Source organism: Salmonella sp. SA14318 (assembly GCF_029866905.1).
GTDB lineage: Bacteria > Pseudomonadota > Gammaproteobacteria > Enterobacterales > Enterobacteriaceae > Salmonella > Salmonella enterica.
Genome location: NZ_CP123282.1, coordinates 2565359 through 2587862, shown reverse-complemented (window position 1 = coordinate 2587862; position 22504 = coordinate 2565359). Strand labels below are relative to the sequence as shown.

The following is a 22504-nucleotide window of genomic DNA, read 5'->3' as shown; positions in this document are numbered from 1 at the left end:
ATTATGAAGCGCTGTGTTTTAGCGATTCTGTTCGCGCAAGATTAGCAGAACTGTGAGCTGGCTCTTATATTCAAATGGAATGGTTTATACCAAAAATGACTTTGGCGTTGATTTACTAATCAATCTGGTGATTTATAAAACGATTGAACTGCATTTGCAGGATAGTGATCATCTGCGAAGACCAGCGTATGACGTTGTTTTCCGGCATGGACTGCGGCATCCACACCGCCCAGGCAAACAACGCCATACATAAAAATCGCTCCAGCTGATTGCCTTTGCGCGGCGCCAGAATAGGCAGGCGGAAACGCCAGCGGCACGGCCACAGTAAGGGAACGCCTGCGGGGGTGAGCATATCCGCGACGATATGGCTTAAATAGCCAAGTACCATGCCTTGCAGCGCATCCGCCGGGATAATCCACGTATCCGGTACCTTGAGATAAAAGGTCGCCAGTAGGGCAAAGACCGCCAGCAGACTATGGGTAAACCCCCGGTGACCGAACGCGCGGGCGATTGGTTTTGATACCCATTTCAGGCGCTGACCAAGAAAAGATTTGGGGTGGTCGATATCCGGCAGCAGACAGGTCAAAATAGCCGAAGGAATAATATGCCACCAGTCGCCGTGCGCAAGGACGGGCGTTAACTCGGCATTCTTGGCGAAAACCGCGCTGGCTATAGAAAAAAGAAGATGTCCTTCCGCCGTCATGATAAAACCCATTAAACTGTCAATTCATACAGTATAGGGTTTTTATACAGTAGGCGGAAGTGGTGACGTTGTAACTCTTTGTCTCTGTCAAAGCCGCTTGCCGTCTGGCTCAGCGGCTAATTGCCCGTTGACTTTGTTTCGGAAACATCTTAACCGAGTAGATGCGCCGCCGTCAGCTCTGTCAGTGAGTTAAGTTTGACATTCGCCAGCGCAAAGCGCGGATCATGCTGGTTTTCTTCTGCTGGCACCACAATGGCGCGCATTCGCGCCGCCTTTGCCGCGATTAGACCATTCACCGAATCCTCCAGCGCCACGCAGGTTAATGGATCAACGCCTAATTTGGCCGCACAATCCAGATAGACCTGCGGATGCGGTTTGCTGTAGGGCAATTTTTCCGCAGAGGCCAGCGCGTCAAAACTGTCGCGCAGCTCAAACATGGTGAGCACTTTTTCCAGCATATGTAGCGGCGATGCCGAGGCAAGCCCCACTAATAACCCCTGCGCTTTACACAGCGCCACGGCCTCGCGCACACCCGGCAAAAGAGGGCGCGTCTCTTCGATAAGCGTAATCGCGCGGGCAATAACACGGTTTGTCACTTCCTGGCGATCGGGGCCGCTCCACGGTTGCTGCGCAAACCAGAGATCGACAACCATATCAATGCGTAGCCCAAGCGTGTCTGGTAACTCATGGCGCCGAGTAATATCTACGCCTAAACTTGCCATCACGTCCAGTTCAGCGCGATCCCAGAGCGGTTCGGAATCGATCAGTAGTCCATCCATATCGAAAATTGCAGCAAGAATTTGACGTGGGGTTGACATCACAACCTCTCCTGTTGAGATTAAATAATAACGAATTAAGCGTTCATTATGACCATGTTCTTAGTATATCGCCCTTAAAGATCAGGCGAAAACGGGAATCAACAGGTAGACTTAGGCCAAAACGACGCGTCTTTATCAAGGGGAACTCATGACGTATCAACAAGCTGGACGCATTGCAATCCTAAAAAGAGTTGTTGGGTGGGTTATTTTTATTCCGGCACTGCTTTCCACGCTCATCTCAGTCCTTAAATTTATGTATGCGCACAGTGAAAAGCAGGAGGGGATAAATGCGGTAATGCTGGATTTTACCCACGTAATGATAGACATGATGCGCGTGAATACGCCGTTTCTGAATGTTTTTTGGTACAACTCGCCGACGCCGAATTTTCAGGGAAGCCTGAATATCGGTTTCTGGCTCATTTTTATTCTGATTTTTGTCGGGCTGGCGATGCAGGATTCCGGCGCCAGAATGAGCCGCCAGTCACGTTTTTTACGTGAAGGCGTGGAAGATCAGTTGATCCTGGAAAAAGCAAAAGGCGCGGAAGGACTAACGCGTGAGCAGATAGAGTCACGTATCGTGGTGCCGCACCATACCATCTTTTTACAGTTTTTCCCGCTCTATATTTTGCCGGTCATTATTATCGTGCTCGGCTACTTTTTCTTTTCCTTGTTAGGCTTCATGTAAACTGAAAAATGCCGGATAGCCCGTATCCGGCATGGGCTGTACCTATACCGCAAGCAGCCGATCCATCGCTTTTTGCGCAGTAGCCAGGTGCTGACCGCCAAACAGCCTTGCCCGATTAAGCAGGGTGTAGAGCTGGTAAATCGGCTGCCTGTCGAGAAAATCCAGCGGTAGCGGCGAAACGGACTGATAGCCGTCATAAATCTGCGGTGGCTGATCGGTATGCAGTGGCAGCATCGCCAGATCGCATTCTCTGTCACCCCAATAGCAGGCTGGATCGAAGATATAGGGGCCGTCAGGGCCAAGCGCGCAGTTCGCCGACCATAGATCGCCATGCAAAAGAGAAGGCTGCGGTTGATGCGACGCCAGACGTTGCTGAACATGTTCAACAATGGCGTCAATATTACCAAAGGTAATGCCTTTTTCCGCGGCGAGTTCAAGTTGCCAGCCAATGCGCTGTTCGGCGAAAAAAGTCGACCAACGGCGTTGCCAGGTATTCGGCTGCGGCGTGGTAGAGAGCGCGTTGTCAAAATCGAGGCCGAATTGAGGTTGGTCGCTCCATTGGTGCAGGCGCGCCAGCTGTTGCCCAAGAATAAACGCATTATGGGCATCCAGCGGGCGGGGCGAGAGGTAGTCCATGACTAAAAAGCTGTAATCCCGATCCGAACCTACCGCCCATACCTTAGGCACAACAACGGTTTTACTGCGGGAGAGCAGCTCCAGCTGATCGGCTTCAGCGGTAAAACCGCGAAGCATTTCTCGTTCATCGCACTTTACGAAAAAGTCATGGCCTGCATAACGTAAATGCCATGCGGCATGAACTTCTCCGCCTGGCAGTTCATTACGCAGTTCGATTTCGCCTTCACCGACTTGCTCGCTTAAAAGACGACTGATAGCTTGCCACATAATGTCTCTCCCCACGTTGTCTGCCAGATCATAAGGTTAGCGCAAAAATGCGGTTAAAAAATACGAACTAACGCACATCACGGACGCGCCGCGGCGGGAATGGCACTTATTGTGCGTTTTTACTCCACGCCTCCCAGGTAGCCACGGTAATGTCGACATCCTTATCTAACGCGCTTTTCGCAAGTCCGGCGACAAGCGCTTTGATTTCATCAGCGCTCTGAGCGCTAACAAAGCCAAACGTATTGGTGCCGAGCTCATGCACATTCCCTTCATCGTCCGTTAATGTCAGCAAAAAACCGCTACGCGTCAGATGGTTATTGAGTTCGTTAATCTCGGTCAGGGAATCTTCATGGAAGGTTACGGTAATAACATAACGGGTAATATCGCCACTGGCCATCGTTCACCTCGTTGGGAGCAACTGTGTTTTTAACAGCGGCGGATGCGCCGCCCGTTAACCGATTTTCCGGTATCCCCCTCGCCGGGGGGATACGATTATTGCGCGGAAAGATAGGCGTATATTTTTTGGGTATCGTCACGGGAACACAAACGCGTACCTTGATTGAGCGTAGCGGCGCTGCCTGCCGCCACACCGAAGCGCACCATCTCTTCCAGCGACGCGTCTTGCGCCAGTTTTAACGTCATCGCGCCCACCATACTGTCGCCTGCGCCGACAGTACTTTGACTTTTCACCGGGGGAGGAACAACCTGGATGCAATTCTCACTGTCTATGCCCAGCGCCCCTTGCGGCCCCAGAGAGACCACTACCCGGCGAGCCTTGCCGCTTTGCACTAATTCCTGGGCCGCTTTACGCACATCATCAGGCTGCGTCAGATCGCGATTGACTAACGCGCTCAATTCTTTCAGGTTAGGTTTCACCAGTTCGATATCGCCAAGCGCCAGCGCGGCGGTGAGCGCGTCGCCAGAGCTATCAATAATGCAGCGAATGCCTTGCTTCTGTGCGGCGGAAATCAGTTGCGTGAGTTTCTCGACCTTAACGCCGGGCGGAAGGCTGCCGCTGATAACCAGAATTGCCCCGGATTCAATTTCCAGTACCTGTTCTTCAAGCTGGCGAAATTCGTCATCGTCCAGCGTGGCGCCGGGCATAACAAAACGATACTGTTCGCCGCTGGACTCGACGTGGACGTGCAGGTTCTGACGCGTCCAGTCTTTCGCATCGACGGTAGACACGGGGACATTTTCGTCAGCCAGTAGTGCGACCAGATGTTCGCCGGTAGCGCCGCCAGCCGGGAAAATTGCGGTCGCGGTGCCGCCAAGATGCGCAATGGCGCGAGCGACATTAATACCCCCGCCGCCGGGTTCGAATACCGGCGCGGAGCACCGCAGTTTACCTTCGGGATAAATTTGCGGCGTGATTGTTGCGCTATCGAGAGAGGGCGCAAGCGTCAACGTATAGATACGTACCATCGTTACCTCCTGTTAGGCTGATTTCAGTCTGGCACTTAATCCCCGGAAAGTGAAGGAATTAACAATATGATTTTCCGGATCTTTATTTAAAGAAGTACGATGTAAAGTTATATAAATAAATGAATGCTTCGGGAGGGTTCTTATTCAAAAAATGAAATAGTAATTGATTGCTATGTTATTCGGGGCTTCTTATAATTCGCTACCTTTCCAGGGGCGTTTGTCATTGATCCCTATGAAAGTTTCCGGGACCGTCGTGGTCTCTTTTTTAGTTGTACGGACTCTATATAAATGAAGCTTTTGAAGGCAGTACCCGCTGTAGTTATGCTGGCGGGTGGCGTGTTCGCGTCTCTGTATGCCGCCGCCGATGATTCCGTTTTTACTGTCATGGATGATCCCTCCACCGCGAAAAAACCTTTTGAAGGTAATCTGAATGCGGGCTACCTTGCTCAGTCAGGCAATACTAAAAGTTCTTCCTTAACGGCTGACACGGCGATGACCTGGTATGGACAACGTACCGCCTGGTCATTATGGGGCAATGCCAGCAATACCTCCTCTAATGATGAACGCTCTTCAGAAAAATATGCGGTAGGCGCGCGTAACCGTTTTAATATGACGGATTATGATTATACCTTTGGCCAGGCCAGTTGGCTGACAGACCGTTTCAACGGTTATCGTCAGCGCGACGTACTGACCGCCGGTTACGGGCGGCAGTTCCTTAATGGTCCAGTGCACAGCTTCCGTTTTGAATTCGGTCCAGGGGTTCGCTATGACGAACATACGGACGATACCACTGAAACGCAGCCGTTGGGTTATGCTTCCGGCAGCTATGCCTGGCAGTTAACTGACAATGCTAAGTTTACACAGGGGGTGTCAGTATTTGGCGCAGAAGACACCACACTAAATTCGGAAACAGCCCTCAATGTCGCCATTAACGAACATTTTGGTCTAAAGGTGGGGTATAATTTAACGTGGAACTCGCAGCCGCCTGAATCAGCGCCTGAACATACCGATCGCCGCACTACGGTAACGCTGGGCTATAAGATGTAATATTGCGCCGGGTTACGTTACGTAACCCGGTTATTCCGTGGTGACGCCTCAGAAGAAGAAGGTGATGTCGCCGTTGATATAAGAATAGTCGTCTCCGGTGCGAAATTCCGACGTGACTTTGTTTAAAGAAAGAGAAAATGCGACGGGAGAATAGCCGATGGTGGCACCGACGCGATATTCATCCACGGTTTTATTAATATCCACCGTTTCCATTTTTGTTTGCAGCGTTTTCCCCTGTAACGTGTAGTTTTTATCAACTTCCCTGCGCTCAACGCCAGCAAATACTTTATAGATCAATCCCTCTTTTTGAGTGTGTATTAACCCTCGGCGGGACAGTAACCCAAACCCATTATCAGAGTTGAAGGTCTTATCATTTCCCAGCGCAACGGTTGCGCCGTACCCCAAATACTGGAAGAGATTGCCGCCGACAGCAGAGACTTCTGGATAGAAGCCCACATTGACACCCAGAATATCAATAGCTGGCGTAAGGGAGACCATTCCTTTTGCCGTGTAACCATAACGGTTTTCAATTTGATCCTGCCAGGCAGGGTATTTTTCTGCGCCTATTATTCGATGCGCCCGATTCTGAACCTCCTGACCGCCTGCGTCAGGACCAATAACGCCAATATCGGTACCTAAACGATAACGTAACCAATTGGTGGCTAATGAATTCCACTCCAGTCCGGTATGAAGAAAGGCGCTGAACGCGCGGTCGCCTTTGACGGCTTCAGGCTTTCTCTTGTTAGCGCCTGATGGAGAATAAATATCTTGCGCGATATGAAAAGAGAGTTGACTGGCGTCAGTAAGATCGTGGCTGTAGCCTAAAAAGAGCCCGGCAGTATAATCACCCCGGTCTGCAGCCTTGTGCCCGTAAAGGGCATTTAAGGATGGTTGAAATATACCTGCATCATCATTCGCCACTGAAATAGCAAGGCTACTGGCATTGGCCATTGTGGTCGTACTGAGTATGGCGGCAATCATCGTTGCGCAATAGCTGTATTTGTTCACTTTTTACCCCTGAATATGAAAGTGAATACTCTTATTTTTACAAAGTAATAAGCACAGCAGCATGATGCGCAGTGCTTATTAAACCTTTAAATATAACTAAACTCCTGCCAGCAGCGAGTCATTGAGAGGATACGTTGCCTTAATGTTGAAAAATGGTGTTAAAAAACATGCGCCAGATATTATTGAATATCCATTTTTCATTCGCTATCTGAGTGCGAGAAATTATTGGCTTCACGATTATGCATATAATACGATGTTTTTTGGTATCAACATGAATATCATGTTGTATTCTTTTGAGCTCATTTTCTTTGATGGCTTCGATGTTTATCTGTTATTAATTTTTACCGTGATAGTGTTGTCTTTAATGATGAGCGCATCTAACGGCTGGCAGGGTAATATAACCAAATTATTGCCATCTGAATTATTAGGGCGGTTATTATTAAGGAAGAAAAAATGAATAAAACCATTAATCTGCTAAAATTACTGCCCGTAGTATTATTAAGCGCATGTACTACATCGTATCCTCCCCAGGATACAACATCGGCACCCGAGTTACCCCATCGTAACGTACTCGTTCAGCAACCTGATAACTGTAGCGTTGGCTGTCCTCAAGGAGGAAGTCAACAAACAATCTATCGCCATGTCTATACGCTCAATAATAATAGCGCCACGAAATTTGCCAACTGGGTTGCCTATAGCGTGACAAAGACCAGCCAGGCAAGCGGTCGCCCGCGGAACTGGGCGCAGGACCCCGATTTACCGCCCTCGGATACGTTGGCCCCTTCGGCCTATAAAAATGCCCATACGCTATTAAAAGTCGACAGGGGACACCAGGCGCCGTTGGCAGGATTGGGCGGCGTTTCGGACTGGCCGTCGTTAAATTATTTATCGAATATTACGCCGCAGAAATCCGCCCTGAACCAGGGAGCATGGGCTGCACTGGAAAACCGGGTGCGCGAACTTGCCAAACAGGCTGATGTATCTGTAGTGCACGTAGTGACCGGCCCCCTTTTTGAGCGGCATATCGCCACATTGCCAGAAGATGCGACGGTAGAAATTCCCAGCGGGTACTGGAAGGTTTTATTCACCGGAACGGCGCCGTCAAAAAGTGAAGGAAATTACGCTGCGTTTATTATGGATCAGAATACACCCCGTTCGGCGAATTTTTGCGACTATCAGGTTACCGTGGAGGCTATCGAACATAAAACGAAGCCAGTGCTGACGCTGTGGTCTGCCTTGCCTGAAGCGGTAGCCAGCGAGGTGAAAACGACAAAGGGGAGTCTGGCGCAGAAGTTAGGTTGTCGATGAGAAGCGCTATACGGCGCGTAGAAAGATAATGGAGAAACCCTGTCAAGGGTCTTGATTTGCTACAGAGTGATGCAATCTCCCTTTTTTTAGTGTTACCATCGTCATGCCGGACGAAAATAGCGATTTTCGTCTGTGTCGAAGGTTGTGCGCCAATTTAGCAATGGTTGGCTAGATGGATACACAACTCACTGTCAATAAATTCATTTTCTCTTTGTATGTGATCTTGCGTATGGGTCACCACTGCAAATAAGGATATTACATGCCTGTTATTACTCTTCCTGATGGCAGCCAACGCCATTATGACCACCCTGTAAGCCCGATGGATGTTGCTCTGGACATTGGTCCTGGCCTGGCGAAAGCCACCATTGCGGGCCGTGTGAATGGCGAGCTGGTTGATGCTTCCGATCTGATTGAAAATGATGCGACGCTTTCCATCATCACCGCAAAAGATGAAGAGGGTCTGGAGATCATTCGTCACTCTTGCGCGCATCTGTTAGGTCACGCTATCAAGCAACTTTGGCCGCACACGAAAATGGCGATCGGCCCGGTTGTCGACAACGGTTTTTACTATGACGTTGATCTTGACCGCACGCTAACTCAGGAAGATGTCGAAGCGCTCGAAAAGCGGATGCATGAGCTCGCCGAGAAAAATTACGACGTTATCAAGAAGAAAGTCAGCTGGCACGAAGCGCGTGAAACCTTCGTGAAGCGTGGTGAAAGCTACAAAGTTTCCATTCTTGATGAAAACATTGCCCATGATGATAAGCCAGGCTTATACCATCATGAAGAATATGTCGACATGTGTCGTGGTCCGCACGTGCCGAATATGCGTTTCTGCCATCACTTTAAACTGATGAAAACTGCCGGCGCATACTGGCGCGGTGACAGCAATAATAAGATGTTGCAGCGTATTTACGGTACGGCATGGGCAGATAAAAAAGCCCTGAACGCTTATCTGCAGCGCCTGGAAGAGGCCGCAAAACGCGACCACCGTAAAATTGGTAAGCAGCTCGACCTGTATCATATGCAGGAAGAAGCGCCGGGCATGGTGTTCTGGCATAACGACGGCTGGACTATCTTCCGCGAGCTGGAGGTCTTTGTTCGTTCTAAACTCAAAGAGTACCAGTATCAAGAAGTTAAAGGCCCGTTCATGATGGACCGTGTGCTGTGGGAAAAAACCGGGCACTGGGACAACTATAAAGATGCGATGTTCACCACATCCTCAGAAAACCGCGAATATTGCATCAAGCCGATGAACTGCCCGGGCCACGTTCAGATCTTTAACCAGGGTCTGAAATCCTATCGTGATTTGCCGCTGCGTATGGCGGAATTCGGTAGCTGCCACCGTAACGAGCCATCAGGCGCGCTGCATGGTCTGATGCGCGTACGCGGCTTTACGCAGGATGATGCGCATATCTTCTGCACCGAAGAGCAGATCCGCGATGAAGTTAACGCTTGTATTCGTATGGTCTACGATATGTACAGCACCTTTGGCTTCGAGAAGATCGTCGTCAAGCTTTCCACTCGTCCTGATAAGCGTATCGGCAGCGATGAGATGTGGGATCGTGCTGAGGCGGATCTGGCGGTTGCGCTGGAAGAAAATAATATCCCGTTTGAGTATCAACTGGGTGAAGGCGCATTCTACGGTCCGAAAATTGAATTTACCTTATATGACTGCCTCGATCGTGCATGGCAGTGCGGTACAGTACAGCTGGACTTCTCCTTACCGTCTCGTCTGAGCGCCTCCTATGTAGGCGAAGACAACGAGCGTAAGGTGCCGGTAATGATTCACCGTGCGATTCTTGGGTCGATGGAACGCTTCATCGGTATCCTGACCGAAGAGTTCGCTGGTTTCTTCCCGACATGGCTCGCGCCTGTTCAGGTAGTCGTGATGAATATTACCGATTCGCAGTCTGAATACGTTAACGAATTGACGCAGAAACTACAAAATGCGGGCATTCGTGTAAAAGCAGACTTGAGAAATGAGAAGATTGGCTTTAAAATCCGCGAGCACACTTTACGTCGTGTCCCTTATATGTTGGTCTGTGGTGATAAAGAGGTGGAAGCAGGCAAAGTTGCCGTTCGCACCCGCCGCGGTAAAGACCTGGGCAGTCTGGACGTAAATGACGTGATTGAGAAGCTGCAACAAGAGATTCGCAGCCGCAGTCTTCAACAACTGGAGGAATAAAGTATTAAAGGCGGAAAACGAGTTCAAACGGCGCGTCCGAATCGTATTAATAGCGAAATTCGCGCGCAAGAAGTTCGCTTAACAGGTCTGGAAGGCGAGCAGCTTGGTATTGTGAGTCTGAGAGACGCTCTGGAAAAAGCTGAAGAAGCCGGAGTAGACTTAGTCGAAATCAGCCCTAACGCCGAGCCGCCGGTTTGTCGTATAATGGATTACGGCAAATTCCTCTATGAAAAGAGTAAGTCTTCTAAGGAACAGAAGAAAAAGCAAAAAGTTATCCAGGTGAAGGAAATTAAATTCCGTCCTGGGACAGATGAAGGCGACTATCAGGTAAAACTCCGCAGCCTGATTCGCTTTCTCGAAGAGGGCGATAAGGCCAAAATCACGCTGCGTTTCCGCGGTCGTGAAATGGCCCACCAGCAAATCGGTATGGAAGTGCTTAATCGCGTGAAAGACGATTTGCAAGAACTGGCAGTGGTCGAATCCTTCCCAACGAAGATCGAAGGCCGTCAGATGATCATGGTGCTTGCTCCTAAGAAGAAACAGTAAGGCCTTCAAGTAACAATTCTGTGAAGCCTTCGGGCTTCACAGGTTTTGTTCGCCTATGTTTCGTTTATTAACAATGCGAAGTGGAAGTTATTAAAATGCCAAAAATTAAGACCGTACGCGGTGCTGCTAAGCGCTTCAAAAAAACCGGTAAAGGTGGTTTTAAGCACAAGCACGCTAACCTGCGTCACATTCTGACCAAAAAAGCGACTAAACGTAAACGTCACCTGCGTCCGAAAGCCATGGTTTCTAAAGGCGATCTGGGCCTGGTTATCGCGTGCCTGCCGTACGCATAAGCCGTTAACGTTTTTAACTTTTTAATTAGAATAGATACAGGAGAGCACATATGGCTCGCGTAAAACGTGGTGTAATTGCACGCGCACGTCACAAGAAAATTTTGAAACAAGCCAAAGGCTACTACGGTGCGCGTTCTCGCGTATACCGCGTTGCCTTCCAGGCAGTTATCAAAGCTGGTCAGTATGCTTACCGTGACCGTCGTCAACGTAAGCGTCAGTTCCGTCAACTGTGGATTGCGCGTATCAACGCAGCAGCACGTCAGAACGGTATTTCTTACAGCAAATTCATCAACGGCCTGAAAAAAGCCTCTGTTGAAATCGACCGTAAGATCCTGGCTGATATCGCCGTATTCGACAAAGTCGCGTTCACCGCGCTGGTTGAAAAAGCGAAAGCAGCTCTGGCATAAGCCAGTGAAAAGAGGGAGCCTGGCTCCCTCTCTTTTATTTACTGTTCAGTGAGTTGACAATTGACCTGTAACCCTTTTCAATAAAGGATATTCGGTTTTACCACATAAGGTAACGCAAGCATGAACGCTGCTATTTTCCGTTTCTTTTTTTACTTTAGCACCTGATCCCAGGAGGCTAGCGCGTGAAAAACGAAACGAAAAACAGCGCAAAAAAGCCTCCTGATGGAGGCTTTTTTTGTATCTGAAATCGAGAGATTACGTCCAATGAACCGGTGTCTTCACCGACACAATGAGGAAAACCATGTCACATCTCGCAGAGCTGGTTGCCAATGCAGCGGCCGCCATTAACCAGGCGTCAGATGTTGCCGCGTTAGACAATGTACGCGTCGAATATTTGGGCAAGAAAGGGCATTTAACCCTTCAGATGACGACCCTACGCGATCTGCCGCCGGAAGAGCGTCCGGCAGCCGGGGCAGTCATTAACGCCGCGAAAGAGCAGGTACAACAGGCTCTTAACGCGCGTAAAGCCGAGCTGGAAAGCGCAGCGCTTAACGCCCGTCTGGCCGCTGAAACCATCGATATCTCCCTGCCGGGGCGCCGTATTGAGAACGGCGGTCTGCATCCGGTCACGCGTACCATTGACCGTATTGAAAGTTTCTTCGGCGAGCTTGGTTTTACCGTGGCGACTGGCCCGGAAATCGAAGATGACTACCATAACTTCGATGCGTTAAACATTCCGGGTCATCATCCGGCCCGCGCCGATCATGATACCTTCTGGTTTGACGCGACCCGTCTGCTGCGGACCCAGACGTCTGGCGTCCAGATCCGGACGATGAAAGCGCAGCAACCGCCGATCCGTATTATTGCGCCGGGCCGTGTATACCGTAATGACTACGACCAGACGCATACTCCGATGTTCCATCAGATGGAAGGTCTGATTGTTGATACCAACATCAGCTTCACCAACCTCAAAGGTACGCTGCACGACTTCCTGCGTAATTTCTTTGAGGAGGATCTGCAGATTCGCTTCCGTCCTTCTTATTTTCCGTTTACCGAACCTTCTGCGGAAGTGGATGTGATGGGTAAAAACGGTAAATGGCTGGAGGTGCTGGGCTGCGGGATGGTGCATCCGAATGTGCTGCGTAATGTCGGTATCGATCCGGAAATCTATTCTGGCTTCGCTTTTGGTATGGGGATGGAACGTCTGACCATGTTGCGTTACGGCGTCACCGACCTGCGTTCATTCTTCGAAAACGATCTGCGTTTCCTTAAACAGTTTAAATAAAGGCAGGATAAAACAATGAAATTCAGCGAACTGTGGTTACGCGAGTGGGTTAACCCGGCAATTGATAGCGATGCGTTGGCTAACCAGATTACGATGGCTGGCCTGGAAGTAGACGGCGTTGAGCCGGTCGCGGGAAGCTTCAATGGCGTTGTGGTTGGGGAAGTGGTTGAGTGCGCCCAGCATCCGAACGCTGACAAATTGCGTGTAACGAAAGTCAACGTTGGCGGAGAACGCCTGTTGGATATCGTCTGCGGCGCGCCAAACTGTCGTCAGGGGCTGAAAGTAGCGGTGGCCACCATTGGCGCCATCCTGCCGGGCGATTTCAAAATTAAAGCGGCGAAACTGCGCGGCGAACCGTCTGAAGGGATGCTGTGCTCCTTCTCCGAACTGGGGATTTCCGACGATCACAGCGGCATTATCGAACTGCCGGCGGATGCGCCGCTGGGTACCGATATCCGTGAATACCTGAAGCTTGACGACAATACCATCGAAATTAGCGTCACGCCGAACCGTGCGGATTGCTTAGGTATCATCGGCGTTGCGCGTGATGTGGCGGTACTGAACAAAGCGCCGCTCCAGGAGCCTGAAATGGCGCCGGTTACGGCAACCATCAGCGATACGCTGCCGATTACAGTAGAGGCCGCTGATGCGTGTCCACGCTATCTTGGCCGGGTGGTAAAAGGCATCAATGTTAACGCGCCGACGCCGCTGTGGATGAAAGAGAAACTGCGTCGCTGCGGTATTCGCTCCATCGATGCGGTGGTTGACGTCACGAACTATGTGTTGCTCGAACTGGGTCAGCCAATGCATGCTTTCGATAAAGATCGCATTGATGGCGGTATTGTCGTGCGGATGGCAAAAGAGGGTGAAACCGTCGTCCTGCTGGACGGTAGCGAAGCGACGTTAAATGCGGACACGCTGGTGATCGCCGATCACCATAAGGCGCTGGGGATAGCCGGTATTTTTGGCGGCGAACATTCCGGCGTGAACGGCGAAACGCAAAATGTGCTGCTGGAGTGTGCGTACTTTAATCCGCTGTCTATCACCGGTCGCGCTCGCCGCCACGGTCTGCATACCGATGCGTCTCACCGCTACGAGCGCGGGGTGGACCCGGCGCTGCAATATAAAGCGATAGAGCGCGCTACTCGTCTGCTTCTTGATATCTGTGGCGGTGATGCGGGTCCGATAATTGATGTGAGCAACGAAGCAACGTTGCCGAAACGCGCCACCATTACGCTGCGTCGCAGTAAACTGGATCGCCTGATCGGGCATCATATTGCGGATGAGCAGGTCAGTGATATTCTGCGTCGTCTGGGCTGTGAAGTGACCGAAGGGCAGGACGAGTGGAAAGCCGTAGCGCCGACCTGGCGTTTCGATATGGAAATTGAAGAAGATCTGGTGGAAGAGGTTGCCCGCGTTTACGGCTATAACAATATTCCGGACGAGCCAATCCAGGCCGGTTTAATCATGGGGACGCACCGTGAAGCCGATCTGTCGTTGAAGCGGGTAAAAACCATGCTGAACGACAAAGGCTATCAGGAAGTGATTACCTATAGCTTTGTCGATCCTAAAGTACAACAGCTCATCCATCCAGGCGCAGAAGCGCTGCTGCTGCCAAACCCTATCTCCGTTGAGATGTCGGCGATGCGTCTGTCTCTGTGGAGCGGATTGTTGGCGACGGTGGTCTATAACCAAAACCGTCAGCAGAATCGCGTGCGTATTTTTGAAACCGGTTTACGTTTCGTTCCGGATACACAAGCCAATCTGGGTATTCGACAGGATCTGATGCTGGCTGGCGTGATTTGCGGTAACCGCTATGATGAGCACTGGAACCTGGCAAAAGAGACCGTTGATTTCTATGATTTGAAAGGCGATCTGGAAGCAGTATTGGATTTAACCGGCAAACTGGGTGATATCCAGTTTAAGGCGGAGATGAATCCGGCTCTGCATCCGGGACAGTCTGCGGCGATTTATCTGAAAGATGAACGTATTGGTTTTATTGGGGTTGTTCACCCTGAACTGGAACGTAAACTGGATCTGAATGGTCGTACGCTGGTGTTTGAACTGGAATGGAATAAGCTCGCAGACCGTATCGTGCCGCAGGCGCGGGAGATTTCACGCTTCCCGGCCAACCGTCGCGATATTGCGGTTGTTGTTGCAGAAAACGTTCCCGCAGCGGATATTTTATCCGAATGTAAGAAAGTTGGCGTAAATCAGGTAGTTGGCGTAAACTTATTTGACGTGTACCGCGGTAAGGGTGTTGCGGAGGGTTATAAGAGCCTCGCTATCAGCCTGATCCTTCAGGATACCAACCGTACACTCGAAGAAGAGGAGATTGCCGCTACCGTCGCCAAATGTGTAGAGGCATTAAAAGAGCGATTCCAGGCATCATTGAGGGATTGAACCTATGGCGCTTACAAAAGCTGAAATGTCAGAATATCTGTTTGATAAGCTTGGGCTTAGCAAGCGGGATGCCAAAGAACTGGTTGAACTGTTTTTCGAAGAGATCCGTCGTGCTCTGGAAAACGGTGAGCAGGTGAAACTCTCTGGTTTTGGTAACTTCGATCTGCGTGATAAAAATCAACGTCCGGGGCGTAACCCGAAAACGGGTGAAGATATTCCTATTACAGCACGGCGCGTGGTGACCTTCAGACCCGGGCAGAAGTTAAAGAGCCGGGTCGAAAACGCTTCGCCCAAAGAAGAGTAATCAGATCCAGGCATAACATCCATCAGGGTGTATTGCGGCAGATACGCTGCCATCCCGAAAGTAGATCAGCGGGATGACAGCGTATCTGTCAGCCTGAAAGATGACCCGTATAACTAAAAAGGCCGCATTGCGGCCTTTTTTCTTTCAAGTAAAGGATACCCACCGTAAAATCACGCTACCTCTTTTCAGCTGAATGGATAACATGCTGACTTTTGCCCGCCAACAACAGCGACGAAACGTTCGCTGGCTTCTGAGCCTGTCACTGCTGGTGCTACTGGCTACACTTCTGAGCTTATGCGCAGGCGAACAGTGGATTGCCCCCGGTGACTGGTTAAGCGCCCGGGGGGAACTGTTTGTCTGGCAAATTCGCCTTCCCCGCACGCTTGCGGTATTGCTGGTTGGCGCTGCGCTGGCGCTATCTGGCGCTGTGATGCAGGCGCTGTTTGAAAACCCACTTGCTGAACCGGGTCTGCTCGGCGTTTCGAATGGGGCCGGTGTTGGGCTTATTGCCGCCGTCTTACTGGGGCAGGGGCAACTGCCAGGATGGGCGCTGGGACTGTGCGCTATAGCCGGCGCGCTCATTATTACGTTAATCCTGCTGCGTTTTGCGCGTCGCCATCTCTCTACCAGCCGCTTGTTGTTGGCGGGCGTCGCGCTGGGCATTATCTGTAGCGCGCTGATGACGTGGGCTATCTATTTTTCCACCTCTTTCGATCTGCGACAATTAATGTACTGGATGATGGGAGGATTTGGCGGCGTTGACTGGCAGCAGAGCTGGCTAATGATTGCGCTCATCCCGGTACTGATCTGGATATGTTGCCAGTCGCAACCGCTGAATATGCTGGCGCTAGGGGAAACCTCGGCGCGGCAGCTTGGCCTGCCGCTGTGGTTCTGGCGCAATTTGTTGGTCGTCGCCACCGGCTGGATGGTGGGCGTCAGCGTGGCGATGGCGGGGGCGATTGGTTTTATCGGTCTGGTTATTCCGCACATCCTGCGTTTATGTGGTTTAACCGATCACCGGGTTTTACTTCCCGGCTGCGCGCTGGCCGGGGCTATCGCCCTGCTATTGGCTGATGTGGTCGCCCGACTGGCGCTGGCGTCGGCTGAACTGCCTATCGGGGTGGTCACCGCCACATTGGGGGCGCCAGTGTTTATCTGGCTGCTACTCAAATCCGCGCGTTAGCGCATCGGTAAACAACTGCTTTCATCATTCGCAGTCTATGATTAAAGGCTAACGATGAAACCCGCTATTCTACCGACATCAGGGAGACACCATGCAAAACTCGCTTCTTAATACTCACGTTACGACGATTGATGGAGAGGTCACTACACTTGAAAAATACGCCGGAAAAGTGCTGCTCATTGTAAACGTCGCCTCCAGATGTGGCCTGACGCCGCAATATGAACAGCTGGAAAATATCCAGAAGGCGTGGGCAGAGCAGGGGTTTGTCGTGTTGGGTTTTCCCTGCAACCAGTTTATGGGGCAGGAGCCAGGCAGCGAAGAGGAGATTAAAACCTATTGTGCCAGCACCTGGGGCGTCACGTTCCCGATGTTCAGTAAAATTGATGTGAATGGCGACGCGCGCCATCCGCTGTATCAAAAACTGATAGCCGCTGCGCCAACGGCAGTCGCGCCGGAGAAGAGCGGCTTTTACGAACGGATGGTAAGCAAAGGGCGTACGCCACTCTATCCGGATGATATTCTGTGGAATTTTGAAAAATTTTTGGTAGGCCGGGATGGTCAGGTGGTACAGCGTTTTTCGCCGGATATGACGCCTGAAGATCCTATTGTGATGGAAAGCATAAAAATCGCGTTGGCAAAATAATGTCTCAATTGATGCAATTAAAGGATGTCGCCGAGAGCACCCGCCTGGGGCCGTTTTCCGGCGAAGTAAGCGCAGGAGAGATCCTTCATCTTGTCGGGCCGAACGGCGCCGGGAAAAGCACGCTACTGGCGCGTATGGCGGGGTTAACCTCCGGCGAGGGGAGCATCAGGTTTGGCGGAGCGCCGCTGGAGGCATGGGCGACGGCAACGCTTGCCCAACACCGCGCTTATCTTGCGCAACAGCAAAATCCGCCGTTCGCCATGCCAGTCTGGCATTACCTGACATTGCATCAACCTGATAAAACGCGAACCGGGCAGCTTAACGAGGTGGCCGATATGCTTGGATTGGGCGACAAACTGGGGCGAAGCGTGAATCAGCTTTCCGGTGGCGAGTGGCAACGTGTTCGTCTTGCTGCCGTTGTACTACAAATTCATCCCGACGCTAATCCGGTCGGTCAATTATTGTTGCTTGATGAGCCGATGAACAGTCTCGATGTTGCGCAACAAAACGCTCTGGATCGGGTATTACATCATTTGTGTCAGGCAGGAATTGCGATTGTGATGAGTAGCCACGATCTGAACCACACGCTGCGCCATGCGCATAAAGCCTGGTTACTAAAGCGCGGTAAACTCATTGCCTGCGGCCGCCGGGAAGAGGTGCTCACCCCCTCTTATCTGGCGCAAGCCTACGGTTTGCGCTTTCGACGACTCGACGTCGAGGGGCATCCAATGCTCATTTCGGCCACTTAAGTAAAATCGTTTCTTGAAAAGCAGGTAATTTCGACGCTAAATTAATACCAAAATAAAAACAGAGGATTGTTGCGGCATGCGTTTTTGGCTTCTTGTTATCACAGCATTGTTCCTGGCAGGATGCAGTACTCATCGGGCACCGGCGCCAAATGCCAGATTATCAGACTCCATTACCGTCATTGCGGGTCTGAACGATCAGTTGCAGTCCTGGCGCGGTACGCCATACCGTTACGGCGGCATGAGTCGCAGAGGCGTGGACTGTTCCGGCTTTGTGGTAGTCACTATGCGCGACAAGTTTGATTTGCAGTTGCCTCGTGATACGCGTGAACAATCAAAAATCGGCACCAGAATCGATAAAGATGAATTGCTGCCCGGAGATTTGGTTTTCTTTAAAACCGGTTCGGGCGAAAGTGGCTTACATGTTGGTATTTACGATACAAATAATGAGTTTATTCATGCCTCTACCAGTCGTGGCGTGATGCGTTCATCGCTGGATAATGTGTACTGGCGAAAAAACTTCTGGCAGGCACGGCGAATTTAACCTCGCAGACGATATAAATTTTATAGTCTATTTTTAACATATCGCCGGTTGAACTTATGACATCTGTTGTCATCATATATAATGATATAACCGTAGCATTTACAAACGTACTTTTATTAAAAACGGGCGTGCTCACGCCCTGTTAAAAGTACAACATTGGATATTGGTTTATAATCAGAGTAAGTTAAAAAAAGGAACCGGTTCACCGGTAAACAAGAAAAATGATGACGCTTCAATTAGTATCTGAAGTTACGTCTGTTTCCGTCCGTAGTGACTGGATGGCGAATAGCGCCCTAACCATGGGACTGGCGTAATGATTGCTTCACTTGATGAGCTTTACCATTCCGAACTCTTTTTCCTTCCCGTCATGGATGAAAACGCTCGGCTTGTTGGTTTAGAGATTATTGCAACGTTTGCCGCTGAAGACGGCGCCGTGCGGATGCCGACTGAGTTGGTAGCGCCTCGCCTTTCGGCGGAGGAACAATACTGTCTGTTTGTTGAAAAACTGGCGTTGTTAGAAACCTGTCAGCACTTTTTTATTCAGCATAAACTTATTGCATGGCTTAATTTACCGCCTGCAATTAGTGACTTATTATTATTAGATAGCGAACTTTTTTCCCGGGCAGCGCGCTTTCCGTTTCTTGAATTAGCTATAAATGAGAATTATCCTGGGTTAAACCAGGGCAAAAACAATGAAACGTTAGCTAATCTGGCAATGCATTTCCCATTAATGCTGGCAAATTTTGGGGCAGGCGAGGCGTCGACTAAAGCTATTTTCGATGGGCTTTTCAAACGAGTCATGTTGGATAAAAATTTTATTCAGCAGCGAGCTGAAATGATCTCATTCGAACCATTCATGCACGCTATTGTTGCCCAGATCTCCTCCAGCTGCGAGTCGCTGATGATTGCCGGTATTGATACTGAGGCGATGTTTGCGCGCGCAGCACCATTGGGGTTTAGCGCATTCCAGGGCGGACTATGGCCTTCGGTGCCGGTAAGCCAGCTCATTAAACTCGTTCAGCGATAACCTTTCTGTTTGCCGGTGTTTAACCGGTGATTAACCGTCTACACTGAAGACAGGAGGCCCTATGACCCTGTCTTTTACTGCCCGTTGGCGCGATGAATTGCCAGCAACGTATACCGCGCTTTTACCCACACCGTTAAAAAATGCGCGACTGATTTGGTATAACGACGAACTGGCGCAGCAGTTAGCCATTCCCGCGTCGTTATTTGACGCTACTAATGGCGCTGGCGTTTGGGGCGGCGAAACCTTATTACCCGGTATGTCGCCTGTCGCGCAGGTATATAGCGGGCATCAGTTCGGCGTCTGGGCGGGGCAACTCGGCGACGGACGCGGTATTTTGCTGGGCGAACAGCTCCTGGCGGATGGCTCGACCCTCGACTGGCATCTGAAAGGCGCCGGATTAACACCCTATTCGCGAATGGGGGATGGGCGCGCCGTCCTGCGTTCAACCATACGAGAAAGTCTTGCCAGCGAAGCCATGCATTATCTGGGTATTCCCACGACGCGCGCGTTATCTATCGTAGCCAGCGATACGCCGGTTCAGCGAGAGACGCAGGAAACGGGCGCGATGTTAATGCGTCTGGCGCAAAGTCATATGCGTTTTGGTCATTTCGAACATTTCTATTACCGCCGTGAGCCGGAAAAAGTTCAGCAACTGGCTGATTTCGCTATTCGTCATTACTGGCCGCAATGGCAGGATGTCCCGGAAAAATATGCTTTGTGGTTTGAAGAGGTGGCGGCGCGTACCGGAAGACTCATCGCCGAGTGGCAAACCGTCGGTTTTTCGCACGGCGTTATGAATACGGATAACATGTCGATTCTGGGGCTGACCATCGACTATGGTCCCTTTGGTTTTCTCGATGACTACGATCCCGGCTTCATTGGTAACCATTCCGATCATCAGGGACGTTACCGCTTCGATAATCAACCGTCGGTGGCGCTGTGGAATTTACAACGTCTGGCGCAGACGTTAACCCCTTTTATTGAGATCGACGCGTTAAACAGAGCGCTGGATCGCTACCAGGACGCGTTGTTAACGCACTATGGGCAGCGAATGCGCCAGAAGCTGGGGTTCTTTACCGAGCAAAAAGACGATAACGCTTTACTGAATGAATTGTTTAGTCTGATGGCGCGCGAAGGGAGTGATTATACCCGTACATTTCGGATGTTAAGCCATACGGAGCAACAGAGCGCCTCCTCGCCGTTGCGGGATACGTTTATCGATCGCGCGGCGTTTGATGCCTGGTTCGACCGCTACCGGGCGCGATTGCGCACAGAGGCGGTGGATGACGCGCTGCGCCAGCAGCAGATGCAACGCGTGAATCCTGCGATTGTGTTGCGCAACTGGCTGGCGCAACGCGCGATAGATGCGGCTGAACAGGGAGACATGGCGGAACTGCATCGGTTGCATGAAGTTTTACGTCAACCTTTTACCGATCGAGATGATGACTATGCCAGCCGACCACCGGAGTGGGGAAAGCGGCTGGAGGTCAGTTGTTCAAGTTAGCCTGACGCCAGTAGCATCGTCTGCTGGCGCTGCGTTATTTGGTTAACAGTAGCTTCCCGGCCTGAGTTTTGCGCAACAGATACTCCTGACCGTTGTGATCGATGATGACTTTGCCGTCCGGACCTAATAGCGCCTGACTGTTGACGCGCCGTTCAGCGGCAGGAAGAAGCGTTTCATTGTCTATTTCCTTAGGGTGAGACAGCTCGGTGTTATCCATACGCGACATGCTATTTATTAATAATCAAACTCACAATGATTATTATTATCAATAATTAATGCGATAACAGCAAGTGCTAATTCTGCGGAGTGATATACGCGCGCGGAGAGAAAAGGGCGGGTAACGCATCGAAGAAACGCCCATCCCGGCAGGATGGGCGAGCTATTAAAAGCGGCTGTCTACCGCCGCGGCAAGTTTTTCCAACAAAACTTCCGTATCTTCCCAGTTCAGGCAGGGATCGGTAATGGACTGACCATAGATTAATGGTTGACCGCTGATAATTTTTTGCGTGCCTTCCCGTAAAAAACTCTCGGCCATAATCCCGGCAATTGCCGTGGAGCCATTACGAATCTGCTGGCAAATATCATCACATACCTCCAACTGGCGGCGATGCTGTTTTTGACAGTTGCCGTGGCTGAAGTCGACGACCAGATGTTCCGGCAGATCAAATTCATGCAACGTGTCGCAGGCGGCGGCAATATCTTCAGCGTGGTAGTTCGGTTTTTTACCGCCGCGCATGATGATGTGCCCATACGGGTTGCCACTCGTCTGGTAGATGGTCATCTGTCCGTCTTTATCCGGCGAGAGAAACATATGGCTGGCGCGGGAAGCGCGAATAGCGTCAACGGCAATGCGAGTATTGCCATCCGTACCATTTTTAAAGCCGACCGGACAAGAGAGTGCGGAAGCCATTTCCCGATGGATTTGGCTTTCGGTGGTACGCGCGCCAATCGCTCCCCAACTGATCAGATCGGCAATAAACTGGCCAGTGACCATATCAAGAAACTCTGTGGCGGTCGGTACTCCCAGTTCGTTCACCTGCAATAGCAAGCGACGCGCCAGTTCAAGCCCATAATTGACGCGGTAACTTCCATTCAAGTCAGGATCGGAAATCAGGCCTTTCCATCCCACGACGGTGCGCGGTTTTTCAAAATAGGTGCGCATGACGATTTCCAGACGCGCCTGATGCTTTTGGCGTTGTGCCTGGAGCTGCGTCGCGTATTCCATGGCAGCATTCAGATCGTGAATCGAACAGGGGCCAATGACGACCAGTAGCCGTGGATCTTCACCATTTAAAATCTTTTCTATCCGGCGTCGGGAGTCGGTAACATGACTGGCGACGGAGGACGATACAGGATACCGCTGCGCGAGTTCGGTCGGTGTTACCAGGCTGTCGATACGCGCAGTACGGAGTTCGTCGGTTCTGTTCATTACAAGTCTCAGAAATTTGTTGCTTCAACGGCAGGACTACCGGGAAGTGATGGGCATCACGATAAACCAATCCCTGCTGATTTCAAGTGCGAGGCGTGTCACACC

Annotated in this window: 26 protein-coding genes and 1 other annotated feature; of the genes, 18 read left to right on the top strand and 8 right to left on the bottom strand. The window is 50.8% G+C overall.

All coding sequences use genetic code 11. The features are described from left to right. Positions 1 to 115: 115 nt before the first annotated feature. Both QEN32_RS12425 and hxpB read right to left on the bottom strand, forming a co-directional pair. Positions 116 to 715: a metal-dependent hydrolase gene (locus QEN32_RS12425; RefSeq protein WP_000505804.1), complete on the bottom strand. Its 600-nt coding sequence runs from the start codon at positions 713 to 715 to the stop codon at positions 116 to 118. A 137-nt stretch (positions 716 to 852) separates the two neighbouring features. Beyond that, the gene (gene hxpB, locus QEN32_RS12420) at positions 853 to 1521 is read right to left on the bottom strand and encodes a hexitol phosphatase HxpB (protein ID WP_000106854.1); all 669 of its coding nucleotides are present in this window, start codon (positions 1519 to 1521) and stop codon (positions 853 to 855) included. A 148-nt stretch (positions 1522 to 1669) separates the two neighbouring features. Here hxpB and QEN32_RS12415 point away from each other — a divergent pair, with 148 nt between their 5' ends. Beyond that, on the top strand, positions 1670 to 2206 hold the full coding sequence (locus QEN32_RS12415) for a YniB family protein (RefSeq protein ID WP_000222158.1): 537 nt from the start codon (positions 1670 to 1672) through the stop codon (positions 2204 to 2206). A 42-nt stretch (positions 2207 to 2248) separates the two neighbouring features. On the opposite strand, the gene QEN32_RS12410 is transcribed toward QEN32_RS12415, so the two are convergent. The 3 genes from QEN32_RS12410 to pfkB all read right to left on the bottom strand — a co-directional run bounded on the left by QEN32_RS12410 (position 2249) and on the right by pfkB (position 4534). Further along, entirely contained in the window at positions 2249 to 3109 is an 861-nt protein-coding gene (locus QEN32_RS12410) for a fructosamine kinase family protein (protein ID WP_000267686.1), read from the bottom strand. Between the two features lie 106 nt (positions 3110 to 3215). After that, entirely contained in the window at positions 3216 to 3506 is a 291-nt protein-coding gene (ghoS, locus tag QEN32_RS12405) for a type V toxin-antitoxin system endoribonuclease antitoxin GhoS (protein WP_000146133.1), read from the bottom strand. A 95-nt stretch (positions 3507 to 3601) separates the two neighbouring features. Continuing rightward, positions 3602 to 4534, bottom strand: a complete 933-nt coding sequence (pfkB, locus tag QEN32_RS12400; protein WP_000251707.1) for a 6-phosphofructokinase II — start codon at positions 4532 to 4534, stop codon at positions 3602 to 3604. Positions 4535 to 4822: 288 nt separating this feature from the next. Here pfkB and QEN32_RS12395 point away from each other — a divergent pair, with 288 nt between their 5' ends. Continuing rightward, positions 4823 to 5581, top strand: coding sequence for a YdiY family protein (locus QEN32_RS12395; protein ID WP_000770981.1), 759 nt, complete (start codon positions 4823 to 4825; stop codon positions 5579 to 5581). A gap of 48 nt (positions 5582 to 5629) precedes the next feature. On the opposite strand, the gene QEN32_RS12390 is transcribed toward QEN32_RS12395, so the two are convergent. Continuing rightward, positions 5630 to 6589 (bottom strand): lipid A deacylase LpxR family protein, encoded by a 960-nt coding sequence (locus QEN32_RS12390; protein WP_001046434.1) that lies wholly within the window; start codon positions 6587 to 6589, stop codon positions 5630 to 5632. A gap of 142 nt (positions 6590 to 6731) precedes the next feature. Between QEN32_RS12390 and QEN32_RS12385 the strand changes: the two genes are divergently transcribed. The 16 genes from QEN32_RS12385 (at position 6732) to selO (ending at position 20970) form a co-directional block, all read left to right on the top strand. Beyond that, entirely contained in the window at positions 6732 to 7046 is a 315-nt protein-coding gene (locus QEN32_RS12385) for a hypothetical protein (RefSeq protein WP_080178309.1), read from the top strand. Continuing rightward, entirely contained in the window at positions 7043 to 7897 is an 855-nt protein-coding gene (locus QEN32_RS12380) for a DNA/RNA non-specific endonuclease (RefSeq protein ID WP_001044093.1), read from the top strand. The genes QEN32_RS12385 and QEN32_RS12380 overlap by 4 nt, the downstream gene beginning before the upstream one ends. 259 nt (positions 7898 to 8156) lie before the next feature. After that, complete coding sequence (thrS, locus tag QEN32_RS12375) at positions 8157 to 10085, top strand: threonine--tRNA ligase (RefSeq protein WP_001144226.1); 1929 nt, start codon at positions 8157 to 8159, stop codon at positions 10083 to 10085. A 3-nt stretch (positions 10086 to 10088) separates the two neighbouring features. Beyond that, the gene (gene infC, locus QEN32_RS12370; RefSeq protein WP_265322175.1) at positions 10089 to 10631 is read left to right on the top strand and encodes a translation initiation factor IF-3; all 543 of its coding nucleotides are present in this window, start codon (positions 10089 to 10091) and stop codon (positions 10629 to 10631) included. Positions 10632 to 10726: 95 nt separating this feature from the next. Continuing rightward, positions 10727 to 10924 (top strand): 50S ribosomal protein L35, encoded by a 198-nt coding sequence (gene rpmI, locus QEN32_RS12365; RefSeq protein ID WP_001124225.1) that lies wholly within the window; start codon positions 10727 to 10729, stop codon positions 10922 to 10924. Positions 10925 to 10974: 50 nt separating this feature from the next. Continuing rightward, on the top strand, positions 10975 to 11331 hold the full coding sequence (gene rplT, locus QEN32_RS12360; RefSeq protein ID WP_000124850.1) for a 50S ribosomal protein L20: 357 nt from the start codon (positions 10975 to 10977) through the stop codon (positions 11329 to 11331). Between the two features lie 115 nt (positions 11332 to 11446). Further along, positions 11447 to 11570, top strand: a sequence feature (Phe leader region). Continuing rightward, the gene (gene pheM, locus QEN32_RS12355; RefSeq protein WP_001386830.1) at positions 11452 to 11496 is read left to right on the top strand and encodes a pheST operon leader peptide PheM; all 45 of its coding nucleotides are present in this window, start codon (positions 11452 to 11454) and stop codon (positions 11494 to 11496) included. It overlaps the preceding feature by 45 nt. A 62-nt stretch (positions 11571 to 11632) precedes the next feature. Beyond that, positions 11633 to 12616: a phenylalanine--tRNA ligase subunit alpha gene (gene pheS / locus QEN32_RS12350; protein WP_000018570.1), complete on the top strand. Its 984-nt coding sequence runs from the start codon at positions 11633 to 11635 to the stop codon at positions 12614 to 12616. Between the two features lie 15 nt (positions 12617 to 12631). After that, positions 12632 to 15019, top strand: coding sequence for a phenylalanine--tRNA ligase subunit beta (gene pheT / locus QEN32_RS12345; RefSeq protein ID WP_000672402.1), 2388 nt, complete (start codon positions 12632 to 12634; stop codon positions 15017 to 15019). A 4-nt stretch (positions 15020 to 15023) separates the two neighbouring features. Further along, positions 15024 to 15323: an integration host factor subunit alpha gene (gene ihfA / locus QEN32_RS12340; RefSeq protein WP_001229266.1), complete on the top strand. Its 300-nt coding sequence runs from the start codon at positions 15024 to 15026 to the stop codon at positions 15321 to 15323. A 202-nt stretch (positions 15324 to 15525) separates the two neighbouring features. After that, the gene (btuC, locus tag QEN32_RS12335; protein ID WP_000954984.1) at positions 15526 to 16506 is read left to right on the top strand and encodes a vitamin B12 ABC transporter permease BtuC; all 981 of its coding nucleotides are present in this window, start codon (positions 15526 to 15528) and stop codon (positions 16504 to 16506) included. 91 nt (positions 16507 to 16597) lie between these two features. Then, positions 16598 to 17149, top strand: coding sequence for a glutathione peroxidase (locus QEN32_RS12330; RefSeq protein WP_126524063.1), 552 nt, complete (start codon positions 16598 to 16600; stop codon positions 17147 to 17149). After that, on the top strand, positions 17149 to 17898 hold the full coding sequence (gene btuD, locus QEN32_RS12325) for a vitamin B12 ABC transporter ATP-binding protein BtuD (protein WP_000080602.1): 750 nt from the start codon (positions 17149 to 17151) through the stop codon (positions 17896 to 17898). Before QEN32_RS12330 ends, btuD begins: the two co-directional genes overlap by 1 nt. A gap of 76 nt (positions 17899 to 17974) precedes the next feature. Next, positions 17975 to 18439 carry an NlpC/P60 family protein gene (locus tag QEN32_RS12320; RefSeq protein WP_001213256.1) on the top strand — a complete coding sequence of 155 codons (465 nt, stop codon included), beginning with the start codon at positions 17975 to 17977 and terminating at the stop codon, positions 18437 to 18439. Positions 18440 to 18752: 313 nt separating this feature from the next. Beyond that, a complete protein-coding gene (gene ydiV, locus QEN32_RS12315; protein WP_265322150.1) occupies positions 18753 to 19466 on the top strand; it encodes an anti-FlhDC factor YdiV in 714 nt (237 codons plus the stop codon). A gap of 61 nt (positions 19467 to 19527) precedes the next feature. Continuing rightward, positions 19528 to 20970 (top strand): protein adenylyltransferase SelO, encoded by a 1443-nt coding sequence (gene selO / locus QEN32_RS12310; RefSeq protein WP_000175665.1) that lies wholly within the window; start codon positions 19528 to 19530, stop codon positions 20968 to 20970. A 34-nt stretch (positions 20971 to 21004) separates the two neighbouring features. Here selO and hemP read toward each other — a convergent pair whose 3' ends face one another. Both hemP and aroH read right to left on the bottom strand, forming a co-directional pair. Then, entirely contained in the window at positions 21005 to 21196 is a 192-nt protein-coding gene (gene hemP, locus QEN32_RS12305; RefSeq protein WP_219561954.1) for a hemin uptake protein HemP, read from the bottom strand. Positions 21197 to 21352: 156 nt separating this feature from the next. Continuing rightward, positions 21353 to 22399, bottom strand: coding sequence for a 3-deoxy-7-phosphoheptulonate synthase AroH (gene aroH / locus QEN32_RS12300; RefSeq protein ID WP_001082196.1), 1047 nt, complete (start codon positions 22397 to 22399; stop codon positions 21353 to 21355). Positions 22400 to 22504 lie beyond the last annotated feature (105 nt).

Coding starts and splice junctions, on each gene's coding strand:
- ihfA (WP_001229266.1), top strand. CDS start 15,024: ATGGCGCTTACAAAAGCTGAAATGTCAGAATATCTGTTTGATAAGCTT.
- QEN32_RS12410 (WP_000267686.1), bottom strand. CDS start 3,109: ATGTGGCAAGCTATCAGTCGTCTTTTAAGCGAGCAAGTCGGTGAAGGC.
- selO (WP_000175665.1), top strand. CDS start 19,528: ATGACCCTGTCTTTTACTGCCCGTTGGCGCGATGAATTGCCAGCAACG.
- aroH (WP_001082196.1), bottom strand. CDS start 22,399: ATGAACAGAACCGACGAACTCCGTACTGCGCGTATCGACAGCCTGGTA.
- ghoS (WP_000146133.1), bottom strand. CDS start 3,506: ATGGCCAGTGGCGATATTACCCGTTATGTTATTACCGTAACCTTCCAT.
- thrS (WP_001144226.1), top strand. CDS start 8,157: ATGCCTGTTATTACTCTTCCTGATGGCAGCCAACGCCATTATGACCAC.
- QEN32_RS12385 (WP_080178309.1), top strand. CDS start 6,732: ATGTTGAAAAATGGTGTTAAAAAACATGCGCCAGATATTATTGAATAT.
- QEN32_RS12415 (WP_000222158.1), top strand. CDS start 1,670: ATGACGTATCAACAAGCTGGACGCATTGCAATCCTAAAAAGAGTTGTT.
- ydiV (WP_265322150.1), top strand. CDS start 18,753: ATGATTGCTTCACTTGATGAGCTTTACCATTCCGAACTCTTTTTCCTT.
- rplT (WP_000124850.1), top strand. CDS start 10,975: ATGGCTCGCGTAAAACGTGGTGTAATTGCACGCGCACGTCACAAGAAA.
- hxpB (WP_000106854.1), bottom strand. CDS start 1,521: ATGTCAACCCCACGTCAAATTCTTGCTGCAATTTTCGATATGGATGGA.
- btuD (WP_000080602.1), top strand. CDS start 17,149: ATGTCTCAATTGATGCAATTAAAGGATGTCGCCGAGAGCACCCGCCTG.
- QEN32_RS12395 (WP_000770981.1), top strand. CDS start 4,823: ATGAAGCTTTTGAAGGCAGTACCCGCTGTAGTTATGCTGGCGGGTGGC.
- QEN32_RS12320 (WP_001213256.1), top strand. CDS start 17,975: ATGCGTTTTTGGCTTCTTGTTATCACAGCATTGTTCCTGGCAGGATGC.
- pfkB (WP_000251707.1), bottom strand. CDS start 4,534: ATGGTACGTATCTATACGTTGACGCTTGCGCCCTCTCTCGATAGCGCA.
- pheS (WP_000018570.1), top strand. CDS start 11,633: ATGTCACATCTCGCAGAGCTGGTTGCCAATGCAGCGGCCGCCATTAAC.
- QEN32_RS12330 (WP_126524063.1), top strand. CDS start 16,598: ATGCAAAACTCGCTTCTTAATACTCACGTTACGACGATTGATGGAGAG.
- btuC (WP_000954984.1), top strand. CDS start 15,526: ATGCTGACTTTTGCCCGCCAACAACAGCGACGAAACGTTCGCTGGCTT.
- QEN32_RS12425 (WP_000505804.1), bottom strand. CDS start 715: ATGGGTTTTATCATGACGGCGGAAGGACATCTTCTTTTTTCTATAGCC.
- hemP (WP_219561954.1), bottom strand. CDS start 21,196: ATGTCGCGTATGGATAACACCGAGCTGTCTCACCCTAAGGAAATAGAC.
- QEN32_RS12380 (WP_001044093.1), top strand. CDS start 7,043: ATGAATAAAACCATTAATCTGCTAAAATTACTGCCCGTAGTATTATTA.
- rpmI (WP_001124225.1), top strand. CDS start 10,727: ATGCCAAAAATTAAGACCGTACGCGGTGCTGCTAAGCGCTTCAAAAAA.
- pheT (WP_000672402.1), top strand. CDS start 12,632: ATGAAATTCAGCGAACTGTGGTTACGCGAGTGGGTTAACCCGGCAATT.